Below are 23,044 nucleotides of genomic sequence, written 5' to 3'. Positions count from 1 at the left end.
GCCGGGGCGAGACGGCCCCGGCAATCCGCATCACACGCCGGTGCCTGTGGCTCAATGGCGCTTTTGCACCATGCTGTCTCGCGCCTGTTCCGCGCGGGCAGCGCCGATGGCGGACTCGACGTGCTTTCGTTCTTCCGGCGGCGGCAACACAGCCGGGAAGCCGAGCGTATCGATCCAAAGTTCTCTGGCCCATCCCATCGTGTGATAGAGATGGTGATCCTCCTGCGTCTCGACGGCAGACACCGCGTCCTGCAACACCTTGCTCAGTTCGCCGGTCGATTTCTCCGCAACGGTGGCGAGCAGTTCCCAATTCTGATGATCCTTGGTCTCCGCCAGCACCACACACTCGGCCGCTGCAATTTCCGCGAGCGCCGGATCGCCAGCCTGACCGGCCAACTCGATTGCCTTGACGAGCGAAGCCCCATGATGCGCGACGACTTCGCGCCCCGGTGTGCGGGCGTCAGGGTCGAGTCCTAACGCCGAAAATACGTCGAGCAGCACCTGCTGGTGATGTCTCGTCTGTTCAAGGTATTCGTTCCATTCTTTCTTCAGGTCTGTATTTTTTACACACTTGAGTGCCGCCTCATAAACCTTCTCTCCGCCCAGTTCAGTCTCGTACGCCTGAAACAAAAGCTCTTGAAGGCCGTGCTCGTTGGGTTGCTTCTTGCTGGCTGCCATATTTCTCTCCTGCGGAGGTTGAAGAGGGACTGCGTCAGGCATGGAAGCACGCAATTACCGTGCCTCGTTGCTGGCGCGAATTTTGCTGGCAGTCCGGTAAATGGGAGAGGCCGCAATGAAAACAACACGAATGAAGACGACTCAGGCGACGTCGGGAGAAAAGTCGCTGACGCAATCCGACGAGCGCCCCCGCTCCCTGCTTCGCAGGCTCGGGCCGGGACTGTTGACCGGCGTGGCGGACGACGATCCGAGCGGCATTGGCACCTACACGCAAGCCGGTTCGCAATTCGGCTACCACGTGCTGTGGTCGGCCGTCGTCACCGTGCCGCTGATGGTGTGCATCCAGGTCGCCTCGGCGCACATCGGTCGCGGGGCAGGGCGCGGCATTCTCGCCGAGGTCAGAAGGCACTATTCGCGAAAGGTCGCCACGGCGATGGCGATACTGATCATTCTCGCAAACGTCATCAACGTGGGGGCCGATCTGGCGGCCATGGGCGATGCGGCGTCGATCCTCCTCGGGGGCGCGAACTACTGGTACGCCGTGCTCTTCGCCGCGATTACGCTCACGCTTCAGATACGCCTGAAATACGAGGCTTACGCGCGATATCTGAAATGGCTGACGTTGGCGCTGTTCGCGTACATCGCCAACCTCTTCGTGCTGCATACCGACTGGCACACGGCCATGCGCGCCGTCGTCTGGCCGACGATTACACCGACGAAGGAATATGCCACGACACTCGTTGCGATTCTGGGCACGACGATCAGCCCGTATCTTTTCGTCTGGCAGTCCGCGCTGGAAGTCGAAGAAATCGAGTCGCGCGAGAGCGAGCGTCCCATCAAGAAGGCCGCGAACCAGCGCAAAGCGCAGGAGGCGCGGATTCTTGCCGACACGTGGATCGGCATGCTCGCGTCCAACGTCGTGGCCGTGTGCATCATGATGACGGCCGCCGCCGCGTTCTTCGTTCACGGCGTGCATAACGTCGAGTCCACGAGCCAGGCCGCCAGCGCCCTGACACCGGTGGCGGGGAAAGCCGCGACGCTGTTGTTTTCTCTCGGACTGGTCGGTTGCGGGCTGCTGGCCATTCCCTCGCTCACAGGCAGCGCGGCGTACGCGTTGACCGGCGCGCTCAAGCTGCCCAGCGGCATGAGCAAAACGCCCCGCACGGCCGGCACGTTCTACGCCGTGATCGGGCTCTGTACCGTGCTTGGGGCGATCGTGTGCTTCAGCCCGATCAATCCGATCAAGGCGCTCTACTGGAGTGCGGTCATCAACGGCGTCGTCGCGGTGCCCTGCATGGTGATCGTCATGCTGCTGTCGTCGCGCGAGACGGTCGTGGGCAAAATGACCAACTCGCGTGCCGTCTCGATTGGCGGATGGGTCGCGACCGCTCTGATGACCGTCTCGGTGGCCGTGATGGTGTACACCATGGTCGTTTGACGGTCGCGAGAGCGGCGGTCGTCTCTCGTCAGGCCGGCGCGCGCAGCGCGCGAGACACGATGCCCCCCACCGCGCCGCCGACGATGGGCGCCAGCCAGAACATCCACAACTGCTCGATGGCCCATCCGCCCTGGAACAGCGCCACGCCGGTGCTGCGAGCCGGATTGACCGAGGTGTTGGTCACCGGAATCGAAACGAGGTGAATGAGCGTGAGCGCCAGTCCGATGGCGATGGGCGCAAACCCGCTCAGTGCCGGGCGCGACGCTACGCTATTGATAATGACCACAAACATCGCCGTCAGGACGAACTCGATCGTGATACCGGCAAGCAAGGAATAGCCGCCGGGCGAGTGCGCGCCGTAACCGTTCGATGCGAACCCCGAAGTCGTTGCCGAGAAATCCGCCACACCGCTGGCGACGGCATACAACACGGCGCCGGCCGCAATACCGCCTGCGACCTGCGCCGCGAGATAGGGGGCGACATCTTTCGCGGGGAACAAGCCGCCCGCGTATTGCCCGATGGTCACCGCGGGGTTGAAATGGCCGCCGGAAATGTGTCCGACCGCGTAGGCCATCGTGAGTACGGCAAGGCCAAAGGCGAGCGCCACACCGACAAAGCCGATGCCCAGTCCGGGAAACGCCGCGGCGAGCACTGCGCTGCCGCAACCGCCGAAGACGAGCCAGAACGTGCCGAATCCCTCAGCCAACAATCGTCTGCACATGATTTTCTCCAATGAATAAAGTGCTGCCCCGGCCGCACCAGACTCAAGGGCTGCACTGCATTGGCAGATCACGCGTCAGACAGCGCGTCAGCGCGCGGCGAAAGGCGCTGTGCATGGTAATCACAACGCAGGTGACGGCGTGCTGGCGGACCGATATTTGGGATTAGTCCTCAGATTGCGTAGTGGCTTGACGCGACTGTCGGTGCCGCGATGCCGTCGCGTTCAAATGACACCGTCGGTACGCAGCTGCGCAATTCTTGCGTCATCGAAGCCCAGACGCTCTCGCAGAATGTCGTCGCTATGTTGCCCCAGCGTGGGCGGTGCAGTGCGCGCCAGCGGTGGCGTCTCGCTCATCTTCATCGGACTGGCCACGACTTTGGCGATGCCGCCCGATGCATGAGGCAAATCGACCTCCATGCGACGGGATTTGACCTGTGGGTGCGCGAACACCTCGGGCAACGTATTGATCGGGCCACATGGCACGCCTGCCGCTTCGAGTCTGGCGATCCAGTCGTCCTTGCCGAACTGGCGGACCATCTGCGCGAGCAAGGGCGCCAATGTGTCCCGATGGCGCACTCGCTGGGGATTGGTCGCGAAGCGTTCGTCGTCCGCCAGCGCCGGTTCGCCGCCTGTCTCGACAAACTTGCGGAACTGGCCGTCGTTGCCGACTGCCACGATGATCCAGCCGTCGTCGCCCGTCTGAAACGTCTGGTAGGGCACGATGTTCGGGTGCGCGTTGCCCCAACGTACCGGCGTCTCGCCGCTCGCGAGATAGTTGGTGTTCATGTTGGCGAGCATGGCCACCTGCGTGTCGAGCAGCGCCATGTCGATGTACTGACCTACGCCCGTGCGGTCGCGATGCGTGAGCGCGGCCATGATGGCGACGGTCGCGTACATGCCCGTCATCAGATCGGCGATGGCGACGCCAGCCTTCTGCGGCCCGCCCCCGGGCAGGCTGTCGCGCTCGCCGGTAATGCTCATGAAGCCGCCGATGCCCTGCACGATGAAGTCGTAACCCGCGCGCGAGGCGTAGGGGCCGTCCTGCCCGAAGCCGGTGACCGAGCAATAGACGAGGTCCGGTTTGATCTCCCGCAGCGACGCGTAATCGAGTCCGTACTTCGCCAACTGTCCGACTTTGTAGTTTTCCACCACGACGTCGCTTTGCGCGGCGAGCGCCCGGACGATGGCCTGACCTTCGGCGCAGGAGATGTCGAGCGTCAACGACCGCTTGTTGCGGTTCGCAGCGAGGTAATACGCGGCCTCCGCCGTGTCGCGGCCATCGGCGTCACGTTGATAAGGCGGCCCCCACCGGCGCGTATCGTCACCTGCGCCGGGGCGCTCGACCTTGATCACGTCTGCGCCCAGATCGGCCAGATTCTGCGTGGCCCAAGGGCCCGCCAATACGCGCGAAAGATCCAGCACCCGAATATGACTTAGCGCGCCCATCGTTCATTTTTCTCCTTTGGTGTCGTCATCCGAGAATGGGTCATGATGCATGTGCGAAACATTGTTTTGCAACGCGGAACTCATGGGCGGCAGTCTACGTCGCGAGATCCGCGCCTGACTAGCGCCGTTTCGCACTGCGGTTGGCGCGCGGACGCTGTGGCCAGACCGATTTCCCGTATAATCAAAAGTTTGCAAAATACCCGCCAGGCTTAGCTTGCCCGGTCCCCACGCTTCCAACGCACGCTATGAAAGTCGCAGACATTCGGGAAAAATTCCTTAACTTCTTCGAGTCGAAGGGGCACACGATCGTGCGCTCGTCGAGTCTCGTGCCGTCCAATGACCCCACGCTGCTGTTCACGAACTCCGGCATGGTGCAGTTCAAGGACGTCTTCCTCGGCCTCGAAACGCGCCCCTACAAGCGCGCGACCACGGCTCAGCGCAGCGTGCGCGCCGGCGGCAAGCACAACGACCTGGAGAACGTGGGCTACACCGCCCGCCACCATACGTTCTTCGAAATGCTCGGCAACTTCTCGTTTGGCGACTACTTCAAGCGCGAAGCGATTCAGTACGCGTGGGAACTGCTGACGACGGTCTACAAGCTCCCCAAGGAAAAGCTCTGGGTCACGGTCTATCAGGAAGACGACGAGGCTTACGACATCTGGGCCAAGGAAGTGGGCGTGCCCACGGAGCGCATCATCCGCATCGGTGACAACAAGGGCGCGCGCTACGCATCGGACAACTTCTGGCAGATGGCCGATACCGGCCCGTGCGGTCCGTGCTCGGAAATCTTCTTCGACCACGGTGAAGATGTGTGGGGCGGTCCGCCGGGATCCCCGGAAGAAGACGGGGACCGCTACATCGAGATCTGGAATCTCGTGTTCATGCAGTTCAACCGCGACGAGCAGGGCAACATGACGCCGCTGCCCAAGCCGTGCGTCGATACCGGTATGGGCCTTGAGCGTATCGCGGCCGTGCTGCAACACGTGCACAGCAATTACGAAATCGATCTGTTCCAGCACCTGATCAAGGCGGCCGGGCGCGAGACGGGGGTGACCGATCTCACCGCGAACTCGCTCAAGGTGATCGCCGATCACATTCGTGCTTGCTCGTTCCTGATCGTCGACGGCGTGATCCCGGGTAACGAAGGCCGCGGTTACGTGCTGCGCCGTATCATCCGTCGCGCCATTCGCCACGGTTACAAGCTCGGCTGCAAGAAGCCGTTCTTCTACAAGCTCGTGCCGGATCTCGTCGCCGAAATGGGCGTCGCCTATCCGGAACTGGCACAGGCGCAGCAGCGCGTGACCGACGTGCTCAAGCAGGAAGAAGAGCGCTTTGGCGAAACCATCGAGAACGGCATGGAAATTCTCGAAGGCGCACTGGCGGATCTCGCCAAGCGTGGCGTGACCACGCTCGACGGCGAACTGGCATTCAAGCTGCACGATACGTATGGCTTCCCGCTCGATCTGACGGCCGACGTGTGCCGCGAGCGCAGCATCTCGGTCGACGAAGCCGGCTTCGACGCTGCGATGGCGCGTCAGCGCGAGCAGGCGCGTGCCGCAGGCAAGTTCAAGATGGCCACGGCGCTCGAATACACGGGTGACAAGACACGTTTCCAGGGCTACGACCAACTCGCGCTCGAAGGCGCGAAGGTGACGGCCCTTTACGTCGACGGCACCAGCGTGGGCAAGCTCGTCGCTGGCCAGCAGGGCATCGTGGTGCTCGACACCACGCCGTTCTATGCAGAGTCGGGCGGTCAGGTGGGCGACCAGGGGCTGCTGGTCACGGCCGGCGCGCGTTTCGGTGTCTCGGACACGCAGAAGATTCAGGCCGACGTGTTCGGTCACTATGGCACGCTGGAATCGGGTGAACTGAAGGTGGGCGAGACCGTGACGGCGCAGGTCGATGCCGTGCGTCGTGCGCGCACTGTGCGCAATCACTCGGCGACTCACCTGATGCACAAGGCGTTGCGTGAGGTGCTCGGTGGCCACGTGCAGCAAAAGGGTTCGCTCGTCGACGCCGACAAGACCCGCTTCGACTTTGCACACAATGCCGCGATGACGGCCGACGAAATCCGTCGCGTGGAAGATATCGTGAACGCCGAAGTGCTGGCCAATGCGCCGACGCAAGCCGCACTGATGTCGTTCGACGACGCCGTGAAGGGCGGTGCCATGGCGCTGTTCGGTGAGAAGTACGGCGACGAAGTGCGCGTGCTCGACATCGGCACGTCGCGCGAACTGTGCGGCGGTACGCACGTCTCGCGCACCGGCGATATCGGTCTGTTCAAGATCGTGATGGAAGGTGGCGTTGCTGCCGGTATCCGGCGGGTCGAAGCGATCACCGGCGACAACTCGGTGCGCTTCGTGCAGACGCTCGACGATCAGATCAACGAAGCCGCCGCCGCGCTCAAAACGCAGCCTGCCGAACTGACGCCGCGTATCGCGCAGGTGCAGGAGCAGGTCAAGTCGCTGGAGAAGGAACTGGCGGCGCTCAAGTCGAAGCTCGCATCGAGTCAGGGCGATGAACTCGTCGAGAAGGCTGTCGATGTGAACGGTCTGAAGGTGCTGGCCGCGCAACTCGAAGGTGCCGACGTGAAGACCTTGCGTGAGACGATGGACAAGCTCAAGGACAAGCTGCGCAGCGCCGCTATCGTGCTGGCTGCTGTCGAAGGCGGCAAGGTCACGCTGATCGCCGGGGTAACGGCCGACGCGACCGCCAAGGTCAAGGCCGGCGAGCTCGTCAACTTTGTGGCGCAGCAAGTCGGCGGCAAGGGCGGTGGTCGTCCCGACATGGCCCAGGCTGGCGGTACCGACCCGTCGCAATTGCCGCAGGCGCTTGCCGGTGTGCAGGGCTGGGTGGCTGGCAAGCTGTAAGCGTTCCGTGACCGGGATGAGGTGTGGCGGCGACGCCACCCTCGGAAGATCCGGCTGCAAAGACAAAGCGCGCACTTCGGTGCGCGTTTTGCATTTCGGGCGCCACAATGCCACAACGCCACGCCACGCCACGCCACGCCACGCCACGACTTCGGCCGACTGCCGATGCCCATCGACGACGCCAGACCGACAGCGTACCCACGGGACATCGACGCGATGCCTCATCTGGCCTGGTGCGCAGACGATACGGTTTCGATATCCGAAAGGATGGGGCGCCGAATGTCCGGAATGTTTCGCACGCGAGAGCCAGTAGCCGGGGGCCTGATGCGCGTTCGGCGTATTGCCCTGCGTTGCAAAGGGGAACCATCGCTGTGGGCGATGGTTTGCATGTAAAGTATTCGGCATGTGACTTGCGTCGCGTGAGCGCGTCCGGCCGCAGGTTTGCCGTGCACCTTGCTTTGCGCCGATGCATGACGTTCGCTCCTCCCTCCAACGGGCCAGCCATTGCCATGCCAGCCACCGTCGCCAATACCGACCCCACCGTTTCGTCTCATTTACCGTCGCCCGAGCGCGCGGCCTGGCGCATTGCGTTGTCGTGCATGCTGGCGTTGTCGATCGCCATGGGCATCGGCCGCTTCGCGTTCACGCCGATGTTGCCGCTCATGCTGCACGAGCATCTCACCGACATTCAGCATGGCAGTTGGCTTGCGTCGCTGAACTATGCGGGGTACTTCGTCGGCGCGCTGATGTGCATGTGGTTGCGCCTCACGCCGACGTTCATCATTCGATTCGCGCTTGCCGCCACGGTCGTGCTGACGCTGGCGATGGGGCTGCTCGAGTCGTTTGCCATCTGGGCGGTCGTGCGCACGCTGGCCGGCGTGATGAGCGCCTGGGCGATGGTGTTCTCGGCGGGATGGGGCTTTCGCAAGCTGGCCGAACTGCGCATGCCGAGCCTTGGCGGCGTGATGTTTGCGGGGCCGGGCGCTGGCATTGTCGTGACGGGGCTGCTCGCCAGCCTCAACGAGTGGCTCGCGTGGCCCGCGCGCGGCGGCTGGCTGCTTTGCGGTGTGCTTGCCCTCGTGCTGCTTGCCGTCATCTGGCGCACGTTTGCCGCCGATGCGCCCGAGGCGTCGAAGGCAGGGGCGTCGGGGGACGATGCCAAGCTCGCTGCCGCGCCTGCCGTCAATCATGGCAGTGGCGAGAGCGTGATTCCCGTGACGATTCTCTATGGCCTCGCGGGGTTCGGCTACATCATTACGGCGACGTTCCTGCCCGTGATCGCACGGCAGGCCCTGCCGGGCTCGCCGTGGCCCGATCTCTTCTTCCCGTTGCTCGGTCTTATGGTGATTCCGGGCGCGATCGTCGGTGCGCGTGCGCCAATCACCTGGGATAACCGTCTGTTGCTGGCCGCCTGCTATGTGATGCAGGGGCTGGGTGTCGGCATCGGTATCGTGATGCCGAATGTCGCAGGTTTCACTGTCGGAAGCGTGCTCGTCGGATTACCGTTCACGGCGATCACGGTGTATGCCGTGCGGGAGTGCCGCCGTCTGCGTGGGGACAACGCCAATGGTCTGATCGGCCTCGTGACGGCATCCTACGGGATCGGGCAGATCGTCGGGCCGCTGGTCGCGGCGCCGCTCGTGGCCGCGACCGGCGGCTTCACGATGGCCTTGCTGTGCGCGAGCGGCGTGCTCGCGCTCGGGGCGATCGGTTTCGTGTGGGATTGGCGCCGCTCACTCGAACGCGCCCCCTGATCCGGGACCGTCACGACGCACGCGATCTCCTGCCCGGCGATTGCGCCATCTCCACCACTCTCCGTTCGCCGGACTTTCCTGAACGAGCGCGTATGTCTTTTACCTTGAAGGCGGGCAGAAAATCCGCCACCACAATCAGCGACGAAGAACGCCGGATGCGCGTGGATCTCGCCGCCTGCTACCGTCTCGTGGCGCTCAACGGCTGGGACGATCTCATTTATACCCATATCTCCGCCATGGTGCCGGGCGAGCCGGGGCACTTCCTCATCAATCCGTTCGGCCTGTCGTTCGATGAAGTCACCGCCTCGAATCTGGTGAAGATCACGATGCGTGGCGAGATCGTGGGCGAGAGCGAGCATCCGGTCAATGTCACGGGTTTCGCGCTGCATGGCGCAGTGCACGCGGCGCGACCCGATGCCGTATGCGTCATGCATCTGCACAATACGGCCGGCATCGCCGTGTCGATCCAGCCTCATGGCTTGTTGCCGATCTCGCAACACGCGCTGCGTTTTCATGAGCGAATCGGGTATCACGACTATGAAGGGCTGGCGTTTTCGCCGCCGGAAGGGGAGCGGCTGGTGACGTCGCTTGGCACGCATCCGGCCATGCTGCTGCGCAATCACGGTACGTTGACGGTGGGGCGCACGGTGGCTGAAGCGTTTGTGCTGATGGCCACGCTCGTCAAGGCGTGCGAGATCCAGTTGCAGGCGCTCGCCGGTGGGGTAACGCCAACGCTGCCCAGCCCGGCAGTGCAGGACAAGACCGCGATCCAACTGGAAGACGGCGGTGCGTTAGAAGGCGTGATGGAGTGGCCCGCGCTGTTGCGCAAACTCGATAGAATAGACGCCTCGTTTCGCGATTGACGACCCGGCGGGTTTCCCCGCGGGCGCGCGCGGAGCGTGTGGTGGCGCGGCGGATCATGCCCTTTGCGCGTGGCGTGGCGGCGCGGCGTTGCCGATTCCAATCAATTCCAATAACGACATCAGGAGATTCATCGCAATGCCAACATTTCATGTCGAGATGTTCGAAGGGCGTACCGTCGAGCAAAAGCGTGCGTTCGTCAAAGCGGTCACGCAGGCCGCCGTCGAGACAATCGGGTGCACGCCGGAATCCGTCGATATCATCATCACCGACGTGAAGCGGGAGAACTGGGCCACGGGCGGCACGCTCTGGTCGGATTCGCGCTGAGCGGGTAGCCGGTCAGTGGCGTTCGGGTAGGCCGGCTGTGGCCGGCGCGTCTGGGGCGGGGCGTCTGCATGGGGCCCCGCCGTATTGAAGAGGTCGTCATGTCGCAAGTCCCCTCCGTATCGAATATTTCCCCCAACGCGAGCGCCGGTTCCGCAGCGCCTGCCGCCGTCGATGCGCCGCAAACGCCGCAACACTTCGCGTCGGACAACTATGCCGGGATTTGCCCCGAAGCGATGCGATATCTCGTCGAGGCGAACGCCAGCGGTCACGAGGTCTCTTATGGCGACGATACCTGGACGCAGCGCGTTTGCGACGGTATTCGTCAGTTGTTCGATACGGATTGCGAGGTCTTCTTCGTCTTTAACGGCACGGCGGCGAATTCGCTGGCGCTGGCTTCGCTGTCGCAGTCGTATCACTCCGTCATTTGCCACGAACTGGCGCACGTCGAGACGGACGAATGCGGCGGCCCGGAATTCTTCTCCAACGGCGCGAAGCTGCTCACGGCGCGCGGTCGGGAAAACAACGGCAAGCTCACGCCCGAGGCGGTGGAGTCCGTGATCAACCGTCGTTCGGATATTCACTTTCCGAAACCCAAGGTCGTGACGCTCACCCAAGCGACTGAAGTCGGCACGGTCTATACCGTGGACGAGGTCAAGGCGATTTCCGCCGTGGCGAAGCGGCGCAATCTTCGCGTGCATATGGACGGGGCGCGATTTGCGAACGCGGTGGCGACGCTAGGCTGCCATCCTGGCGACGTGACCTGGCGCGCGGGCGTGGACGTGCTGTGCTTCGGAGGTACCAAAAACGGCCTGCCGGTGGGCGAGGCCGTGGTGTTCTTCAACCGTGCACTGGCGGAAGATTTCGCTTATCGAGTGAAGCAGGCAGGGCAACTGGCGTCGAAGATGCGGTTTATCTCGGCACCCTGGCTCGGCATGCTCGAGAACGATACGTGGCTGCGTCATGCGTGCCACGCGAACGACATGGCGCAATTGCTCGCGAAACGCATTCGTGACGTGCCGGGCGTATCCGTCATGTTCGAGACGCAAGCCAACGGTGTGTTCGCCGAATTGCCGGCCTACGTGATCGAAGCATTGCGGGCGAAGGGCTGGCGCTTCTACACATTCATCGGTGCGGGTGGTTGCCGCTTCATGTGCGCCTGGGACACGCGGGTAGACACGGTGGAGCGTCTGGCTGCCGATATTCGCGAGTTGAGCGGGAAGGTCTAACCGCCTGAACGCTTGAATTCCTGAACGCTTGAACGTGTTGGCGCCTTAGCACCGTAGCGCCTGAGCGACGTGCCGCCTGCGCCGCGAGGTTTGCGTGGCGACCATGGGCGGTTCGTCACATCAGCCCTGCCGCGGCGCCGGGACCGTTGGCGTCAAAAAGCGGTGCGCCAGCGTGTGGTAGAACGACGGCGCGATGGTCCGCGAGACTTGCGTCGAAAGCAAGGCGACGGCCATGAGCGGTATCACCATCTGGTGGCCGTCGATCATTTCCATGACGATCACGAACGAGGTGATCGGCGACTGCGTCACCGCCGCCAGATAGCCGACCATGCAAAGCGCGGCGAGCGCCGGCAGCGGCACGACCGACGTGACGTGGGCCATGACGTTGCCCAGCCCGGCGCCGATCGCGAGCGACGGCGCGAAGATGCCGCCGGGAATACCCGACAGGTACGACGCGCTCAACGCCGCAAATTTCAGCACGGCGTAGAGCGGCGAGAGCGCCGTGTGCGATTCGAGCAGACCACGCGCCTCCGCATAACCGCTGCCGAACGTGGTGCCGCCGGACGCGATGCCGATCACCGCGATGGCCACGCCACACAGAAAGGCGAAGCGTACCGGATGCGCGCGGCGCAGATCGACGAGTCTTGCGGGCATCCAGCGCGGCACGTTGAGCATCAGCCAGCCAAAGGCGCCACCGGCCGCGCCGGTCAGCAGGCTTGCCGCGATGACCACGGGTACCAGCGTCCAGTGAAAGTCGCCGATCGCCTTGATCTGGCCGAAATACAGATAATTGCCCTGCAACCCGAGCGCCACGATCCCGGAAAAAATAATCGCGGTAATGAGTGTGCCGCTGTTGCGCGCGACGAAGCTGCGGCTGAGTTCTTCGATGGCGAAGACGACACCGGCGAGCGGCGTGTTGAATGCGGCGGCCAATCCCGCTGCGGCGCCGGCGAGCGTCAGTTGACGTTCGATGTGCACACTGCTTCGCCGGTAGCCGCGTCGCATGGCGTACATGAGCGACGCCCCGATCTGTACCGTTGGCCCCTCGCGACCGATCGTGAAGCCGCACAGGATGCCGAGAAACGAGATTGCAATCTTGCCGACCATGATGCGCAGCGTCAGCAGCGACTTCGACAGTCGTGAGTCCTGAAGCGTGGCGATCACCTGCGGAATGCCGCTGCCTTCGGCGCCCCGGAAGCATTTCTGCGTCAGCCAGATCGCCAGCGCGGCGCCCAGCGGCGTGACGATGAGCGGAAGCCATAAGCCATGCGACAACAGGCGCTGGAACAACTCGAAGCCGAAGTCCACGAGTTTGGCGTAGCCCACCGAGACGAGGCCCACGAGCACGGCGCCGAGCCAGAACACGCCGTAGTTGTGCCACAGGCGACGGGAGCGGCGCACACCGCGCTGCGTCAGTCGCGTCGAGAGTCGGGGAGGCCGGGCGGGGCTGGCAGGCCTGGCAGGCGTTGGGGGCGTGGAAGCTTCGGACGGCTGCCCGGACGCAGGAGGAGGGGAGTCGTGGGGCTGCGCAGCGTTCGGCGGAATATCAGACACAGGCCGTGAGCGAAATTTGGAAGACGTCAGGCGATTATACGCGCGAGCCCCCGTGGGGCTGGTCCGAGCCGGTCTCGGAATTCGCCGAATATGCAGCGCTTCGCGAGTTCATTTAAGATGTTCGAATTCGCTGAAGAACGATCATGAACGACCTAATTTTTTGTCCTCGCTGTGCTTCCCCTCTCGACTCGCGCGAGGTCGCCGGCCGAACCCGCCGGGCCTGTCCCGACGACGTCTGCGGTTTCGTCCACTGGGATAATCCGCTGCCGGTGGTGGCCGGGCTGGTGGAGTATCGCGGTCAGATCTTGCTGGCACGCAATGCCGCATGGACCGAGGGCATGTTTGCGCTCATCACCGGCTTTCTCGAGCGCGACGAGACGCCGGAAGACGGCATCCGCCGTGAAATCAAGGAAGAGACGAATCTCGAGACGGACGCGATTTCGTTGCTGGGCGTGTACGAATTCATGCGCAAGAACGAACTGATCATCGCCTATCACGCGGTGTGCGACGGCGATATTCGTCTGTCCGAGGAGTTGGCCGAGTTCCGTCTGGTGGCGCCGCATCACGTACGTCCGTGGCGCGCGGGCACCGGCCATGCCGTGGCCGAGTGGTTGCGACGGCGGAATCTGCCGATCGAATATGTCGATTCTGCCCGGCTATCGATCGCTGGGTGAGGGCGTGGCCTGGCGACTACGGTAGAATCGCAGCTTGCGGGGCAATCCCGTTGAGAGATTCGAACGAGACGAAGTGAGGGACATGAGCATGGAATTTCAGAAAGAAGTCGACGCGAGCGGCCTGAACTGCCCGCTGCCGATCCTGCGCGCAAAGAAGGCGCTGGCCGAAATGCAAAGCGGTGAGGTGTTGCACATCATCGCCACCGATCCCGGTTCCGGGCGTGATTTCAGCGCCTTCGCCAAGCAGACCGGCAACGAACTGATCCAGACGCGCGAAGAGGGCAAGACGTTCCACTTCTGGATGCGCCGTCGCTGATTGCGACATGTCATCGCTGCGCACCGCCCCGTTTACGACCGACACCGACACCGACACCGATAGCGATACCGATACCGATACCGACTCGCGTCACGGCAGGCACAAAAAAACCGACGGACACGCCGTCGGTTTTTTATTTGGCGCTGCGTTACTCGATCTCGCAACGCCGCCCGGCTGCTCAGGCCAGATCGCCGTGCACCTCGTCTTGCAGATACTGGCGGAAGGCGTCCTTGAGTTCCGGGTGGCGCAGCGCGAACTCCACCGTTGCCTTCAGATAACCCAGCTTGCTGCCGCAATCGAAGCGCTTGCCGTCGTAACGATAGGCGAGCACGACTTCGTCCTGCATGAGTTTCTGAATGGCGTCGGTCAGCTGGATTTCACCGCCCGAGCCCGGGTCGATCTCGCGGATGCAATCGAAAATGCGCGGACGCAGCACGTAACGGCCCACGACGCCCAGATTCGACGGCGCATTTTCCGGCGCCGGCTTCTCCACGATATCCGTGAGCTTGACGATGGCCTTCTCACCCCATTCGGTGCCCTTGACGATCCCGTACGAGCGACTTTGCTCGATGGGGATCTCTTCCACGCCGATGATCGAGTTGTGATACTGGTTGTACAGATCGACCATCTGCTTGAGCACTGGGGGCTGACCGTCGAGCAAGTCGTCGGCAAGGATCACCGCGAACGGTTCGTCGCCCACGAGTTTCTCCGCGCACAGGACCGCATGACCCAGGCCCAGCGCCTTCGGCTGGCGCACGTAGAAGCAATCGATGTGCGCCGGCTTGATGGAGTGCACGACGTCGAGCAGCGCCTGCTTGTTTTTCGCTTCGAGTTCCGCTTCGAGTTCGAACGCCGTATCGAAGTGATCTTCGATAGCGCGCTTGTTGCGGCCGGTCACGAAAATCATCTCCGTGATGCCCGCCGCAGCCGCTTCTTCCACCGCGTACTGAATCAGTGGCTTGTCCACGACCGGCAGCATTTCCTTCGGGCTCGCCTTGGTCGCCGGCAGGAACCGGGTGCCGAGGCCCGCGACCGGGAACACGGCTTTCGTCACAACGGTTTTCATTGGTTTCTCCCTGATGGATATAGAGCGTCTCAGCCGGGCAGGCGGGCGAGCTGTGCCTGCAATTTGCCGAGAACCGCTTCAAAGTCGACCAGTCGTTGCTTCTCAAGTTCCACCACGTTGGCGGGCGCGCGTGCCACAAAGCTCTCGTTGGACAGCTTGCCATGACACTTCGCGATCTCGCCTTCGAGACGCTTCACTTCCTTGCCGAGGCGCTCACGCTCGGCGGCGACGTCGATTTCGACCTTGAGCGCCAGCTTGTTCGCGCCCACGACGGCGAGCGGCGCGCCCGCTGCCTGGGCATCGAGCGTCGCTTCGTCCGCCAGGACCTGCACTTCGGAGAGTTTGGCAAGCGTTTGCAGATACGGTGCGATGGACGTCAGGAACGGCACGTCGCCCGCCACCAGCAACGGCACACGCTGCGCCGGCGACAGGTTCATTTCACCTCGCAGGTTGCGGCAGGCGTCCACCGCGGCCTTGAGCTGCTGCATCCACGCTTCGTCATCCTCGTCGATCTTGCTGGTATCGGCCACCGGATACGGTTGCACCATGATACTGGCTTCGCCCGGCGCCTTGTCCGCCGGATAGCGGCCGGCCAGCGGGGCCACTTTCTGCCACAGGGCTTCGGTGATGAATGGGATGATCGGGTGGGCCAGACGGAGCACCGTTTCGAGCACGCGCAGCAGCGTGCGGCGCGTGGCGCGCTGCTGGGCCGGCGTGCCGTTCTGAATCTGCCACTTGGCCAGTTCGACGTACCAGTCACAGTACTCGTCCCACACGAACTTGTAGATGGCGCTGGCGATGTTGTCGAAGCGGTAGTCGGTGAAGCCCTTGGCGACATCGGCTTCCACGCGCTGGAGCAGCGACACGATCCAGCGGTCGGCGCGCGAGAAGTCAAGTTGCCCGTCCGGACCGCAATCGCCCACGCACGGTGCGAGACCGCAGTCCTGCCCTTCGCAGTTCATCAGCACGAAGCGCGTGGCGTTCCACAGTTTGTTGCAGAAGTTGCGATAGCCTTCGCAGCGCGCCAGATCGAAGTTGATGTTGCGACCCAGCGTGGCCATCGAGGCGAACGTGAAGCGAAGCGCGTCCGTGCCGAAAGGCGCAATGCCGTCCGGGAACTCCTTGCGCGTCTTCTTCTCGATGCTTGCCGCCTGCTTCGGGTTCATCAGCCCCGTGGTGCGCTTGGCGACCAGAGCCTCGAGCGACACGCCGTCGACGATGTCGATCGGATCGAGCGTGTTGCCCTTCGACTTCGACATCTTCTGGCCTTCGGCGTCGCGCACGAGGCCGTGCATGTACACGGTCCTGAACGGCACCTTGCCGGTGAAGTGCGTGGTCATCATGACCATGCGCGCCACCCAGAAGAAGATGATGTCGAAGCCCGACACGAGTACCGACGACGGCAGGAAATGCTTCAGTTCAGGCGTTTCCTGCGGCCAGCCGAGCGACGAGAACGGCACGAGTGCCGATGAGAACCACGTGTCGAGCACGTCTTCGTCGCGCTTGAGCGGGCCGGTCGAGCCGGCAGCACGTGCCTTCTCGATGGCCTCCGCTTCCGAGCGGGCGACGAACACGTTGCCGGCGTCGTCGTACCACGCGGGAATCTGATGGCCCCACCAGAGCTGGCGGGAGATACACCAGTCCTGAATGTTCTCGAGCCACTGGTTGTAGGTCGTCGTCCAGTTCTCCGGCACGAACTTGATTTCACCGCTGCGCACGACGTCGAGTGCGGTTTCGGTGATCGACTTGCCGGGATGGAACGTGCCTTCGGGCGCCGGCTTGCTCATCGCCACGAACCACTGATCCGTGAGCATCGGCTCGATGACCGTGCCGGTACGGTCGCTGCGCGGCACCATCAGCTTGTGCGGCTTGACCGATTCGAGCAGGCCGAGGGCCTCCAGGTCGGCCACGATCTGCTTGCGGGCGTCGAAACGGTCGAGGCCGCGGTACTTTTCCGGGGCGTTCTCGTTGATCTTCGCGTCAAGCGTGAGGATGTTGATCTGCGGCAGGTTGTGGCGCTGACCGACGGCGTAGTCGTTGAAGTCGTGCGCGGGCGTGACCTTCACCACGCCGGTGCCGAATTCGCGATCGACGTATTCGTCGGCAATGATTGGAATTTCACGATCGGACAGCGGCAGCATGGCCGTCTTGCCGATCAGATGCTTGTAGCGCTCGTCTTCCGGATGCACCATCAGCGCTGTGTCGCCGAGCATCGTTTCCGGGCGCGTGGTGGCGACCGTGAGCGTGCCCGAACCGTCGGTGAGCGGGTAGCGAATGTGCCACAGCGAGCCTTCTTCTTCCTCGCTGACCACTTCCAGGTCGGACACGGCGGTGAGCAGGACCGATTCCCAGTTCACGAGACGCTTGCCGCGATAGATCAGGCCCTGCTCGTAGAGCGTGACGAACACGTCGCGCACCGCACGGGACATCTTTTCGTCCATCGTGAAGTACTCGCGGCTCCAATCGATGGAAGCCCCGAGGCGACGAATCTGGCGCGTGATCGTGCTGCCCGACTGCTCCTTCCATTCCCACACGCGCTCGACGAACTTCTCGCGACCGAGGTCGTGGCGCGAGACCTTCTCGGCGTCCATCTGACGCTCGACGACGATCTGGGTGGCAATGCCCGCATGGTCGGTGCCCGGCACCCACAGGGTGTTCGCGCCCTTCATGCGGTGGTAGCGCGTCAGACCATCCATGATCGTCTGGTTGAACGCGTGACCCATGTGCAGCGTGCCGGTGACGTTCGGCGGCGGCAACTGGATGCTGAAATCTTCGCGGGCGTCGTCGAAAGTCGGCCGGGCATAGCCGCGGCGCTCCCATTCGGGGCCCCAGTGGGCTTCGACGTCCTGCGGCTCGAAGCTCTTGGCAAGCGTATTGTCGCTGTCGCTCATGGATTGATGGACCGTGTAATGCGTGAAACCCTGAATTATAAAAGATTCGGTGCCATTTCCGCGCCGCAGCAGGATTTATAATCGGGCTTCATTCGAAATCCGTATCCGACATGCCCGATCTGCTCGCCAACCTGAACCCCGAACAACTGGCCGCCGTCACCCTCCCGGATGAGCCGGCCCTCATTCTCGCGGGCGCGGGTTCCGGCAAGACGCGCGTGCTCACGACCCGTATCGCCTGGCTGATCCAGCAGGGACACGTCGGTCCGGCGGGCATTCTGGCCGTGACCTTTACCAACAAGGCCGCCAAGGAAATGCAGGCCCGGCTTGGCGCCATGCTGCCGATCAGCACGCGCGCCATGTGGATCGGCACCTTCCACGGCTTGTGCAACCGCATGCTGCGCGCCCACTTCCGGGACGCCGGGCTGCCACAGAGCTTTCAGATTCTGGATCAGGCCGACCAGCTCTCCGCCATCAAGCGGATGATGAAAGCGGCGAATGTGGACGACGAGAAATTCCCGCCCAAGAATCTCCAGTACTTCATCAATAACGCCAAGGAGCAGGGCCTTCGCCCGCACGAGGTCGAGGCCAACGACGCCTTCAACCAGAAGTTCGTCGAACTCTACGCGAGTTACCAGGAACAATGCCAGCGCGAAGGCGTGGTGGACTTTGCCGAACTGCTGTTGCGCTGTTTCGAGCTGCTCAAGCATAACGAACCGCTGCGCGTGCATTACCAGACGCGCTTTCGCCACATTCTGGTCGACGAGTTCCAGGACACCAACAAGCTCCAGTACGCCTGGCTGAAGATGCTCGCCGGCGCGAACGGCGCGGTGTTCGCCGTGGGGGACGACGATCAGAGTATCTACGCGTTTCGTGGTGCCAACGTCGGCAATATGGCGGACTTCGAGCGCGAATTCCGTGTTCGTCATCTCATCAAGCTGGAGCAGAACTACCGCTCGCACGGCAACATTCTCGACGCGGCCAATGCGCTGATCTCGAACAACGCGCGGCGTCTGGGCAAGAATCTGCGAACCGACGCCGGGCACGGCGAGCCGATTCGTGTGTACGAAGCCGCGACCGATCTGCAGGAGGCGAGCTGGCTCGTCGAGGAAATCAAGGCGCTGGTCGCGCAAGGGCTGTCGCGTCAGGATGTCGCCATCCTTTACCGCAGCAACGCCCAGTCGCGTGTCATGGAGCACGCGCTCGTGGGCGCGGGGATCGCCTATCGCGTGTATGGCGGTCTGCGCTTTTTCGAGCGTCAGGAAGTCAAGCATGCGCTGGCGTATCTGCGTCTGATCGAAAATCCGAACGACGATACGGCGTTTGCGCGGGTCGTCAACTTCCCGACGCGTGGGATCGGTGCGCGCTCGCTGGAGCAACTGGCCGATGCGGCCCGCCTTTACAACTGCTCGATGTACGCCGCAGTGCCTTACATGACGGGCAAGGCCGGGACGAATCTGCTGGCGTTCGTGCGGCTGATCGAGCAGATGCGCCATGACACCGAGCGTCTCACGCTGCCGGAAGTCGTCACGCATGTGATCGACGCGAGCGGCCTGATTGCGCACTACCAGACGGAAAAGGAAGGGCAGGACCGCATCGAGAACCTGCAGGAACTGGTACATGCCGCGACGGCCTTCATTGCCGAGGAGGGCTACGGGCTCGACGCTCCGGCGCGTCTCATCGCCATGCGCCCGGCATTGCCCGGTGCGCCCGACGTGCTGGCGTCGCCCGATGGCGTGGTGGACGCCGATACGCCGGTCGAAATGACGCCATTGGCGGGCTTCCTGTCGCATGCGTCGCTCGAAGCCGGCGACAATCAGGCCGAGGCGGGGCAGGACGCAGTGCAGCTGATGACGGTGCACGCTGCCAAGGGGCTGGAATTTACCGCCGTGTTCGTCACTGGTCTCGAGGAAGGTCTGTTCCCGCATGAGAACAGCGCGATGGAGCTCGACGGGCTCGAAGAGGAGCGTCGCCTGATGTACGTGGCCATTACGCGCGCGAAGGAGCGTTTATACCTGTCGTTCACGCAAAGCCGCATGCTGCACGGCCAGACGCGCTACAACGTGCGATCGCGTTTCTTCGATGAAATCCCGGAAACGGTGCTTAAGTTCCTCATGCCGCGTGCGCAACCGGGCGCGCGTCTGGCGCAAGCCGAGCCGGCGTGGGGGCGGGACTGGTTTGCTCGTCCGCAAGTGAGTGCCCCAAAGGACGAGTGGGCCGCAACGAAATCCGAAAAGGCGCTCGCCGATCGTTCGCGTGCGTCGGAGACCGGTTTCAAGCTCGGGCAAGGCGTGTTTCACACCAAGTTCGGCGAGGGTAAGATCATCGGGCTCGAAGGCACGGGCGACGAGGCGCGCGCCCACGTCAAATTCGGCCGTCATGGCGAAAAATGGCTCGCGTTGGCGGTCGCCAAGCTGCAGCCGATCGAGTGATCGCCTGACGCGGCGGTGTGGGCAGGGTCTCCGCCAACGCGGGACACAAAAAAAGCACCCGCGGGTGCTTTTTTTGTGGGCGCTCGACATTGCGACATTGCCGAGGCGTCGTGCCTATGTAGCGGCTTATGCGCCGTCGGGCGGGGCGACGTTCGGGTCGATGGCGCCGATTTCCTGCACGCCGAAGCAACCGCGATAGCTCGCGTAAAACGAGCAGTAGACGATGGCGGCGAACAGCAGCGACAGCGGCCACAACAGCAACATCGCGTATTGGAAGACACCCAGCGCGGCCATGATGATCACGAGGATCATCGACGACACCATCGCGAGGAGCATGACGCACAGGCCATAGACGACGAACGCGCGGAAGTTGCGGGTGCAGGCGGTCCAACTGAAAAAGATCGCCTTGACCGGCGTGATGTCGTGCCACGCCACGAGCACCGGCGCAAACCAGAACAGCATGGCCACGGGAATGTAGGCGACGGCGAACGCCATGGCCGCCACCAGCCCCGCGGTGCTGTTCATGACCTCATCGCGATTCACGTTACCTTCGAACAGTACCTTGTTGATCAGGTCGCTGCCATTGAACAACGATGAAACCAGATACGCGATGACCGTTGCACCCATGTAGTAGGCGCCGAGCACCAGCAGGCGGCGCGCCACTTCCTTGCCGTGTCCGCGAAAACCATCGAGCAGGACCTGCGGCAACACCTGCTTGTTCTTGATGATGTCGCGGCAGGCGGCCATGAAGCCCACCGACAGGCCCGGGACGAGCACCAGCGACACGAGCCCGCCAACGACGGGCACGAGGGAGATCACCAGCGTGCCGAACAGGTAGGCGAACAGCAGGCTCATGATGGCGAGCGGGTTCTTGCGGAACAGCCAGATCCCCTGGCGCAGCCACACATAACCACTCTTCGGCGGGACTTCAAGCAATTGCATAGGGTTCGAATGACTCCGATGGAGCGTCGGGTTACAGCCAGGGAATGGAAACGGCTTCGATGCGTTTGCGCAGGATTCGTTCGAAATGCCCCGGATCGTGCGGCTTGAGCATCTCGGCCGCGCGCGGCAAGTGAAAATCATACAGGCGCGATAGCCAGAATCGCAGTGCGCCGGCGCGCAGCATGTCGCCCCAGTGCGCCGCCTCGATGGCCGTGAGCGGGCGCACCGTCTCGTAGGCACGGAGCATCGCGTGCACGCGCGCGTCGTCCAGCGTACCGGTCGCGAGGTCGCAACACCAGTCGTTGACCGTCACGGCGAGATCGAAGAGCCACTTGTCGCAGCCGGCGAAGTAAAAGTCGAAAAAGCCGCCCAGTCGGGGCGTGCCGTCTTCCGTCCTGTCGAACAGCACGTTATCGCGGAACAGGTCGCAATGGCATGGGCCGGATTGCATCGTGCGGTAATCGTCCGACGCGAAAAATGCTTCCTGATGCGCCATCTCGCTCTCGAGCAGCGCGCGCTCGGCGTCGCTCAGGAACGGCAGCACGGCGGGCGCTGCTTCGCGCCACCATGGCAGGCTGCGCAGGTTGGCTTGCTCCAGCGTGAAGTCCCGTCCGGCCAGATGCATGCGGGCAAGCATGGCGCCCACGTGTGCGCAGTGCTCGGGCGCGGGGGCGAGTTCCGAGCGCCCCGCCAGCTTGGTGACGATGGTGGCCGGCTTGCCGTTGAGCTCGCCCAGAATCTCGCCCGTGCGATCCGGAATCGGATCGGGGACCGGCACGCTGTGATGGGCCAGATGCCCCATCAACTGAAGGTAGAACGGCAACTGCGTGGCCGTGAGTTTCTCGAACAGCGTCAGGACGAACTCGCCGCGCTCGGTCGTCAGGAAGTAATTGGTGTTCTCGATACCCGAGCTGATGCCGCGGAAGTCGAGAACTTTCCCCAAATCGTAGCGTTGCAGCCACTGTTGAAGCTGCTCGGGCGAGACGGAAGTAAAAACGGCCATGCGTGCGTTGAGTGGATAAGACTCAGACAAACGGCCCGTGCGTGTGCAGCGGGCCGCTGGTTCGAGACAGACAGGAAGCGCGCGCGCCGCAAACCGGCACGCGAAGGCATCAGATTACCAGAGACGTCAGAACTTCAGTCCGACGGACGGCAGACGGTCGTTTTGCGACGTGTTGTCGCGCGTGCGCGGCGAATTGTCCGGCGGCGTGGTCAATTGATAGTTGGTGCCGAAGCGAGAGTGGACGTCGATTTCCGTCGGCTTGCCGCGATCGCGATACTCGGTCACGGTGGTGCCCTGGTCGTTCACGTAATAGCTCGGCTTGCGCTCCTGATTGACGTCGACCGACTGGGTGCTGGTAGCGGCCGCGCGGGCGTCGGCCTCGCGCTTGGCGGCTTGTGCGGCGGTTTCCTTGCCGTCCTGGGCAAACGCCTGGCCGGCGAGCAGCAGGCCGGCGCCGATCAACAGGGGCAGGGCACGGGAAAAGCGCGTTTTCATCATTATTCTCCGAGGGCGGGAACGCATCTGTGGCGAACGGGGCATGCCGGGCCGGCGCAGCGGGTTCCAATGTCTCCATTCTATCAAACGTGTTCCGCTTCGCATTGTGGAATCTGGCGGAATGCGGCGTGGTGACTTGCCTGTGAGGCGTGGGAGGTGTCCCCGAAGGGCGTTTCGCAACGGGGCGACTGTCTGAATTCGTGGGCTGAGAGGGATGGCGACAATGTTCTTATATTTCTTATGGTAATAAGAAAATCACCAAACGGTAGTTTTCCTGAGTGTCGCGTTCTGGCACCCTGCTACATTGTCTCAATGGGTGGCCACGTGCCACCCATCTGCATTCTGGAGTCAGA

At 63.1% G+C, this 23,044-nt stretch carries 18 protein-coding genes; 9 read left to right on the top strand and 9 right to left on the bottom strand.

Annotated elements, in window-relative coordinates; all coding sequences use genetic code 11:
* Positions 1 to 51: 51 nt before the first annotated feature.
* Positions 52 to 678 (bottom strand): hypothetical protein, encoded by a 627-nt coding sequence (locus tag UC34_RS16095; protein WP_044456341.1) that lies wholly within the window; start codon positions 676 to 678, stop codon positions 52 to 54.
* A 115-nt stretch (positions 679 to 793) separates the two neighbouring features.
* Here UC34_RS16095 and UC34_RS16090 point away from each other — a divergent pair, with 115 nt between their 5' ends.
* On the top strand, positions 794 to 2,116 hold the full coding sequence (locus UC34_RS16090; RefSeq protein WP_237165126.1) for an Nramp family divalent metal transporter: 1,323 nt from the start codon (positions 794 to 796) through the stop codon (positions 2,114 to 2,116).
* A gap of 28 nt (positions 2,117 to 2,144) precedes the next feature.
* Here the strand turns inward: UC34_RS16090 and aqpZ are convergent, their stop codons facing one another.
* Positions 2,145 to 2,837, bottom strand: coding sequence for an aquaporin Z (aqpZ, locus tag UC34_RS16085; RefSeq protein WP_044456340.1), 693 nt, complete (start codon positions 2,835 to 2,837; stop codon positions 2,145 to 2,147).
* A gap of 222 nt (positions 2,838 to 3,059) precedes the next feature.
* Positions 3,060 to 4,283, bottom strand: a complete 1,224-nt coding sequence (locus UC34_RS16080; protein ID WP_044456339.1) for a CaiB/BaiF CoA transferase family protein — start codon at positions 4,281 to 4,283, stop codon at positions 3,060 to 3,062.
* Positions 4,284 to 4,528: 245 nt separating this feature from the next.
* Here UC34_RS16080 and alaS point away from each other — a divergent pair, with 245 nt between their 5' ends.
* The 5 genes from alaS (at position 4,529) to UC34_RS16055 (ending at position 11,321) form a co-directional block, all read left to right on the top strand.
* Positions 4,529 to 7,153 (top strand): alanine--tRNA ligase, encoded by a 2,625-nt coding sequence (alaS, locus tag UC34_RS16075; RefSeq protein ID WP_044456338.1) that lies wholly within the window; start codon positions 4,529 to 4,531, stop codon positions 7,151 to 7,153.
* Positions 7,154 to 7,662: 509 nt separating this feature from the next.
* On the top strand, positions 7,663 to 8,907 hold the full coding sequence (locus UC34_RS16070) for a YbfB/YjiJ family MFS transporter (RefSeq protein ID WP_044456337.1): 1,245 nt from the start codon (positions 7,663 to 7,665) through the stop codon (positions 8,905 to 8,907).
* Positions 8,908 to 8,999: 92 nt separating this feature from the next.
* On the top strand, positions 9,000 to 9,770 hold the full coding sequence (locus UC34_RS16065; RefSeq protein WP_044456335.1) for a class II aldolase/adducin family protein: 771 nt from the start codon (positions 9,000 to 9,002) through the stop codon (positions 9,768 to 9,770).
* Positions 9,771 to 9,906: 136 nt separating this feature from the next.
* Positions 9,907 to 10,095 carry a 4-oxalocrotonate tautomerase gene (locus UC34_RS16060; protein WP_044456334.1) on the top strand — a complete coding sequence of 63 codons (189 nt, stop codon included), beginning with the start codon at positions 9,907 to 9,909 and terminating at the stop codon, positions 10,093 to 10,095.
* A gap of 233 nt (positions 10,096 to 10,328) precedes the next feature.
* Entirely contained in the window at positions 10,329 to 11,321 is a 993-nt protein-coding gene (locus tag UC34_RS16055; RefSeq protein WP_044458275.1) for a threonine aldolase family protein, read from the top strand.
* A gap of 120 nt (positions 11,322 to 11,441) precedes the next feature.
* Here the strand turns inward: UC34_RS16055 and UC34_RS16050 are convergent, their stop codons facing one another.
* A complete protein-coding gene (locus tag UC34_RS16050; protein ID WP_044458274.1) occupies positions 11,442 to 12,737 on the bottom strand; it encodes a chloride channel protein in 1,296 nt (431 codons plus the stop codon).
* A gap of 281 nt (positions 12,738 to 13,018) precedes the next feature.
* Between UC34_RS16050 and UC34_RS16045 the strand changes: the two genes are divergently transcribed.
* A complete protein-coding gene (locus UC34_RS16045) occupies positions 13,019 to 13,549 on the top strand; it encodes an NUDIX domain-containing protein (RefSeq protein WP_044456333.1) in 531 nt (176 codons plus the stop codon).
* A gap of 88 nt (positions 13,550 to 13,637) precedes the next feature.
* Positions 13,638 to 13,865 carry a sulfurtransferase TusA family protein gene (locus tag UC34_RS16040; RefSeq protein ID WP_044458273.1) on the top strand — a complete coding sequence of 76 codons (228 nt, stop codon included), beginning with the start codon at positions 13,638 to 13,640 and terminating at the stop codon, positions 13,863 to 13,865.
* A 178-nt stretch (positions 13,866 to 14,043) separates the two neighbouring features.
* Here the strand turns inward: UC34_RS16040 and galU are convergent, their stop codons facing one another.
* Together galU and UC34_RS16030 are read right to left on the bottom strand one after the other, a co-directional pair.
* On the bottom strand, positions 14,044 to 14,931 hold the full coding sequence (galU, locus tag UC34_RS16035; protein WP_044456332.1) for a UTP--glucose-1-phosphate uridylyltransferase GalU: 888 nt from the start codon (positions 14,929 to 14,931) through the stop codon (positions 14,044 to 14,046).
* A gap of 29 nt (positions 14,932 to 14,960) precedes the next feature.
* Complete coding sequence (locus UC34_RS16030; RefSeq protein ID WP_044456331.1) at positions 14,961 to 17,822, bottom strand: valine--tRNA ligase; 2,862 nt, start codon at positions 17,820 to 17,822, stop codon at positions 14,961 to 14,963.
* A 110-nt stretch (positions 17,823 to 17,932) separates the two neighbouring features.
* On the opposite strand from UC34_RS16030, the gene UC34_RS16025 reads away from it, so the two are divergent.
* Positions 17,933 to 20,251 carry a UvrD-helicase domain-containing protein gene (locus UC34_RS16025; RefSeq protein ID WP_044456330.1) on the top strand — a complete coding sequence of 773 codons (2,319 nt, stop codon included), beginning with the start codon at positions 17,933 to 17,935 and terminating at the stop codon, positions 20,249 to 20,251.
* Positions 20,252 to 20,377: 126 nt separating this feature from the next.
* On the opposite strand, the gene UC34_RS16020 is transcribed toward UC34_RS16025, so the two are convergent.
* The 3 genes from UC34_RS16020 to UC34_RS16010 all read right to left on the bottom strand — a co-directional run bounded on the left by UC34_RS16020 (position 20,378) and on the right by UC34_RS16010 (position 22,694).
* Positions 20,378 to 21,193 (bottom strand): BPSS1780 family membrane protein, encoded by an 816-nt coding sequence (locus tag UC34_RS16020; protein WP_044456329.1) that lies wholly within the window; start codon positions 21,191 to 21,193, stop codon positions 20,378 to 20,380.
* A 31-nt stretch (positions 21,194 to 21,224) separates the two neighbouring features.
* The gene (locus tag UC34_RS16015; RefSeq protein WP_044456328.1) at positions 21,225 to 22,196 is read right to left on the bottom strand and encodes a homoserine kinase; all 972 of its coding nucleotides are present in this window, start codon (positions 22,194 to 22,196) and stop codon (positions 21,225 to 21,227) included.
* A gap of 126 nt (positions 22,197 to 22,322) precedes the next feature.
* Positions 22,323 to 22,694 (bottom strand): hypothetical protein, encoded by a 372-nt coding sequence (locus tag UC34_RS16010; protein WP_150622049.1) that lies wholly within the window; start codon positions 22,692 to 22,694, stop codon positions 22,323 to 22,325.
* Between the last annotated feature and the right edge of the window lie 350 nt (positions 22,695 to 23,044).

Origin of the sequence: Pandoraea vervacti (genome assembly GCF_000934605.2) — a bacterium.
Classification (GTDB): Bacteria; Pseudomonadota; Gammaproteobacteria; order Burkholderiales; family Burkholderiaceae; genus Pandoraea; species Pandoraea vervacti.
Note: the sequence above shows the minus strand (reverse complement) of the source record. Positions and strands in the feature narration are given on the sequence as shown.

Coding starts and splice junctions, on each gene's coding strand:
- UC34_RS16025 (WP_044456330.1), top strand. CDS start 17,933: ATGCCCGATCTGCTCGCCAACCTGAACCCCGAACAACTGGCCGCCGTC.
- UC34_RS16010 (WP_150622049.1), bottom strand. CDS start 22,694: ATGATGAAAACGCGCTTTTCCCGTGCCCTGCCCCTGTTGATCGGCGCC.
- alaS (WP_044456338.1), top strand. CDS start 4,529: ATGAAAGTCGCAGACATTCGGGAAAAATTCCTTAACTTCTTCGAGTCG.
- UC34_RS16070 (WP_044456337.1), top strand. CDS start 7,663: ATGCCAGCCACCGTCGCCAATACCGACCCCACCGTTTCGTCTCATTTA.
- UC34_RS16015 (WP_044456328.1), bottom strand. CDS start 22,196: ATGGCCGTTTTTACTTCCGTCTCGCCCGAGCAGCTTCAACAGTGGCTG.
- UC34_RS16090 (WP_237165126.1), top strand. CDS start 794: ATGAAAACAACACGAATGAAGACGACTCAGGCGACGTCGGGAGAAAAG.
- UC34_RS16030 (WP_044456331.1), bottom strand. CDS start 17,822: ATGAGCGACAGCGACAATACGCTTGCCAAGAGCTTCGAGCCGCAGGAC.
- UC34_RS16060 (WP_044456334.1), top strand. CDS start 9,907: ATGCCAACATTTCATGTCGAGATGTTCGAAGGGCGTACCGTCGAGCAA.
- UC34_RS16065 (WP_044456335.1), top strand. CDS start 9,000: ATGTCTTTTACCTTGAAGGCGGGCAGAAAATCCGCCACCACAATCAGC.
- UC34_RS16020 (WP_044456329.1), bottom strand. CDS start 21,193: ATGCAATTGCTTGAAGTCCCGCCGAAGAGTGGTTATGTGTGGCTGCGC.
- UC34_RS16055 (WP_044458275.1), top strand. CDS start 10,329: ATGCGATATCTCGTCGAGGCGAACGCCAGCGGTCACGAGGTCTCTTAT.
- aqpZ (WP_044456340.1), bottom strand. CDS start 2,837: ATGTGCAGACGATTGTTGGCTGAGGGATTCGGCACGTTCTGGCTCGTC.
- galU (WP_044456332.1), bottom strand. CDS start 14,931: ATGAAAACCGTTGTGACGAAAGCCGTGTTCCCGGTCGCGGGCCTCGGC.
- UC34_RS16040 (WP_044458273.1), top strand. CDS start 13,638: ATGGAATTTCAGAAAGAAGTCGACGCGAGCGGCCTGAACTGCCCGCTG.
- UC34_RS16045 (WP_044456333.1), top strand. CDS start 13,019: ATGAACGACCTAATTTTTTGTCCTCGCTGTGCTTCCCCTCTCGACTCG.
- UC34_RS16095 (WP_044456341.1), bottom strand. CDS start 678: ATGGCAGCCAGCAAGAAGCAACCCAACGAGCACGGCCTTCAAGAGCTT.
- UC34_RS16080 (WP_044456339.1), bottom strand. CDS start 4,283: ATGGGCGCGCTAAGTCATATTCGGGTGCTGGATCTTTCGCGCGTATTG.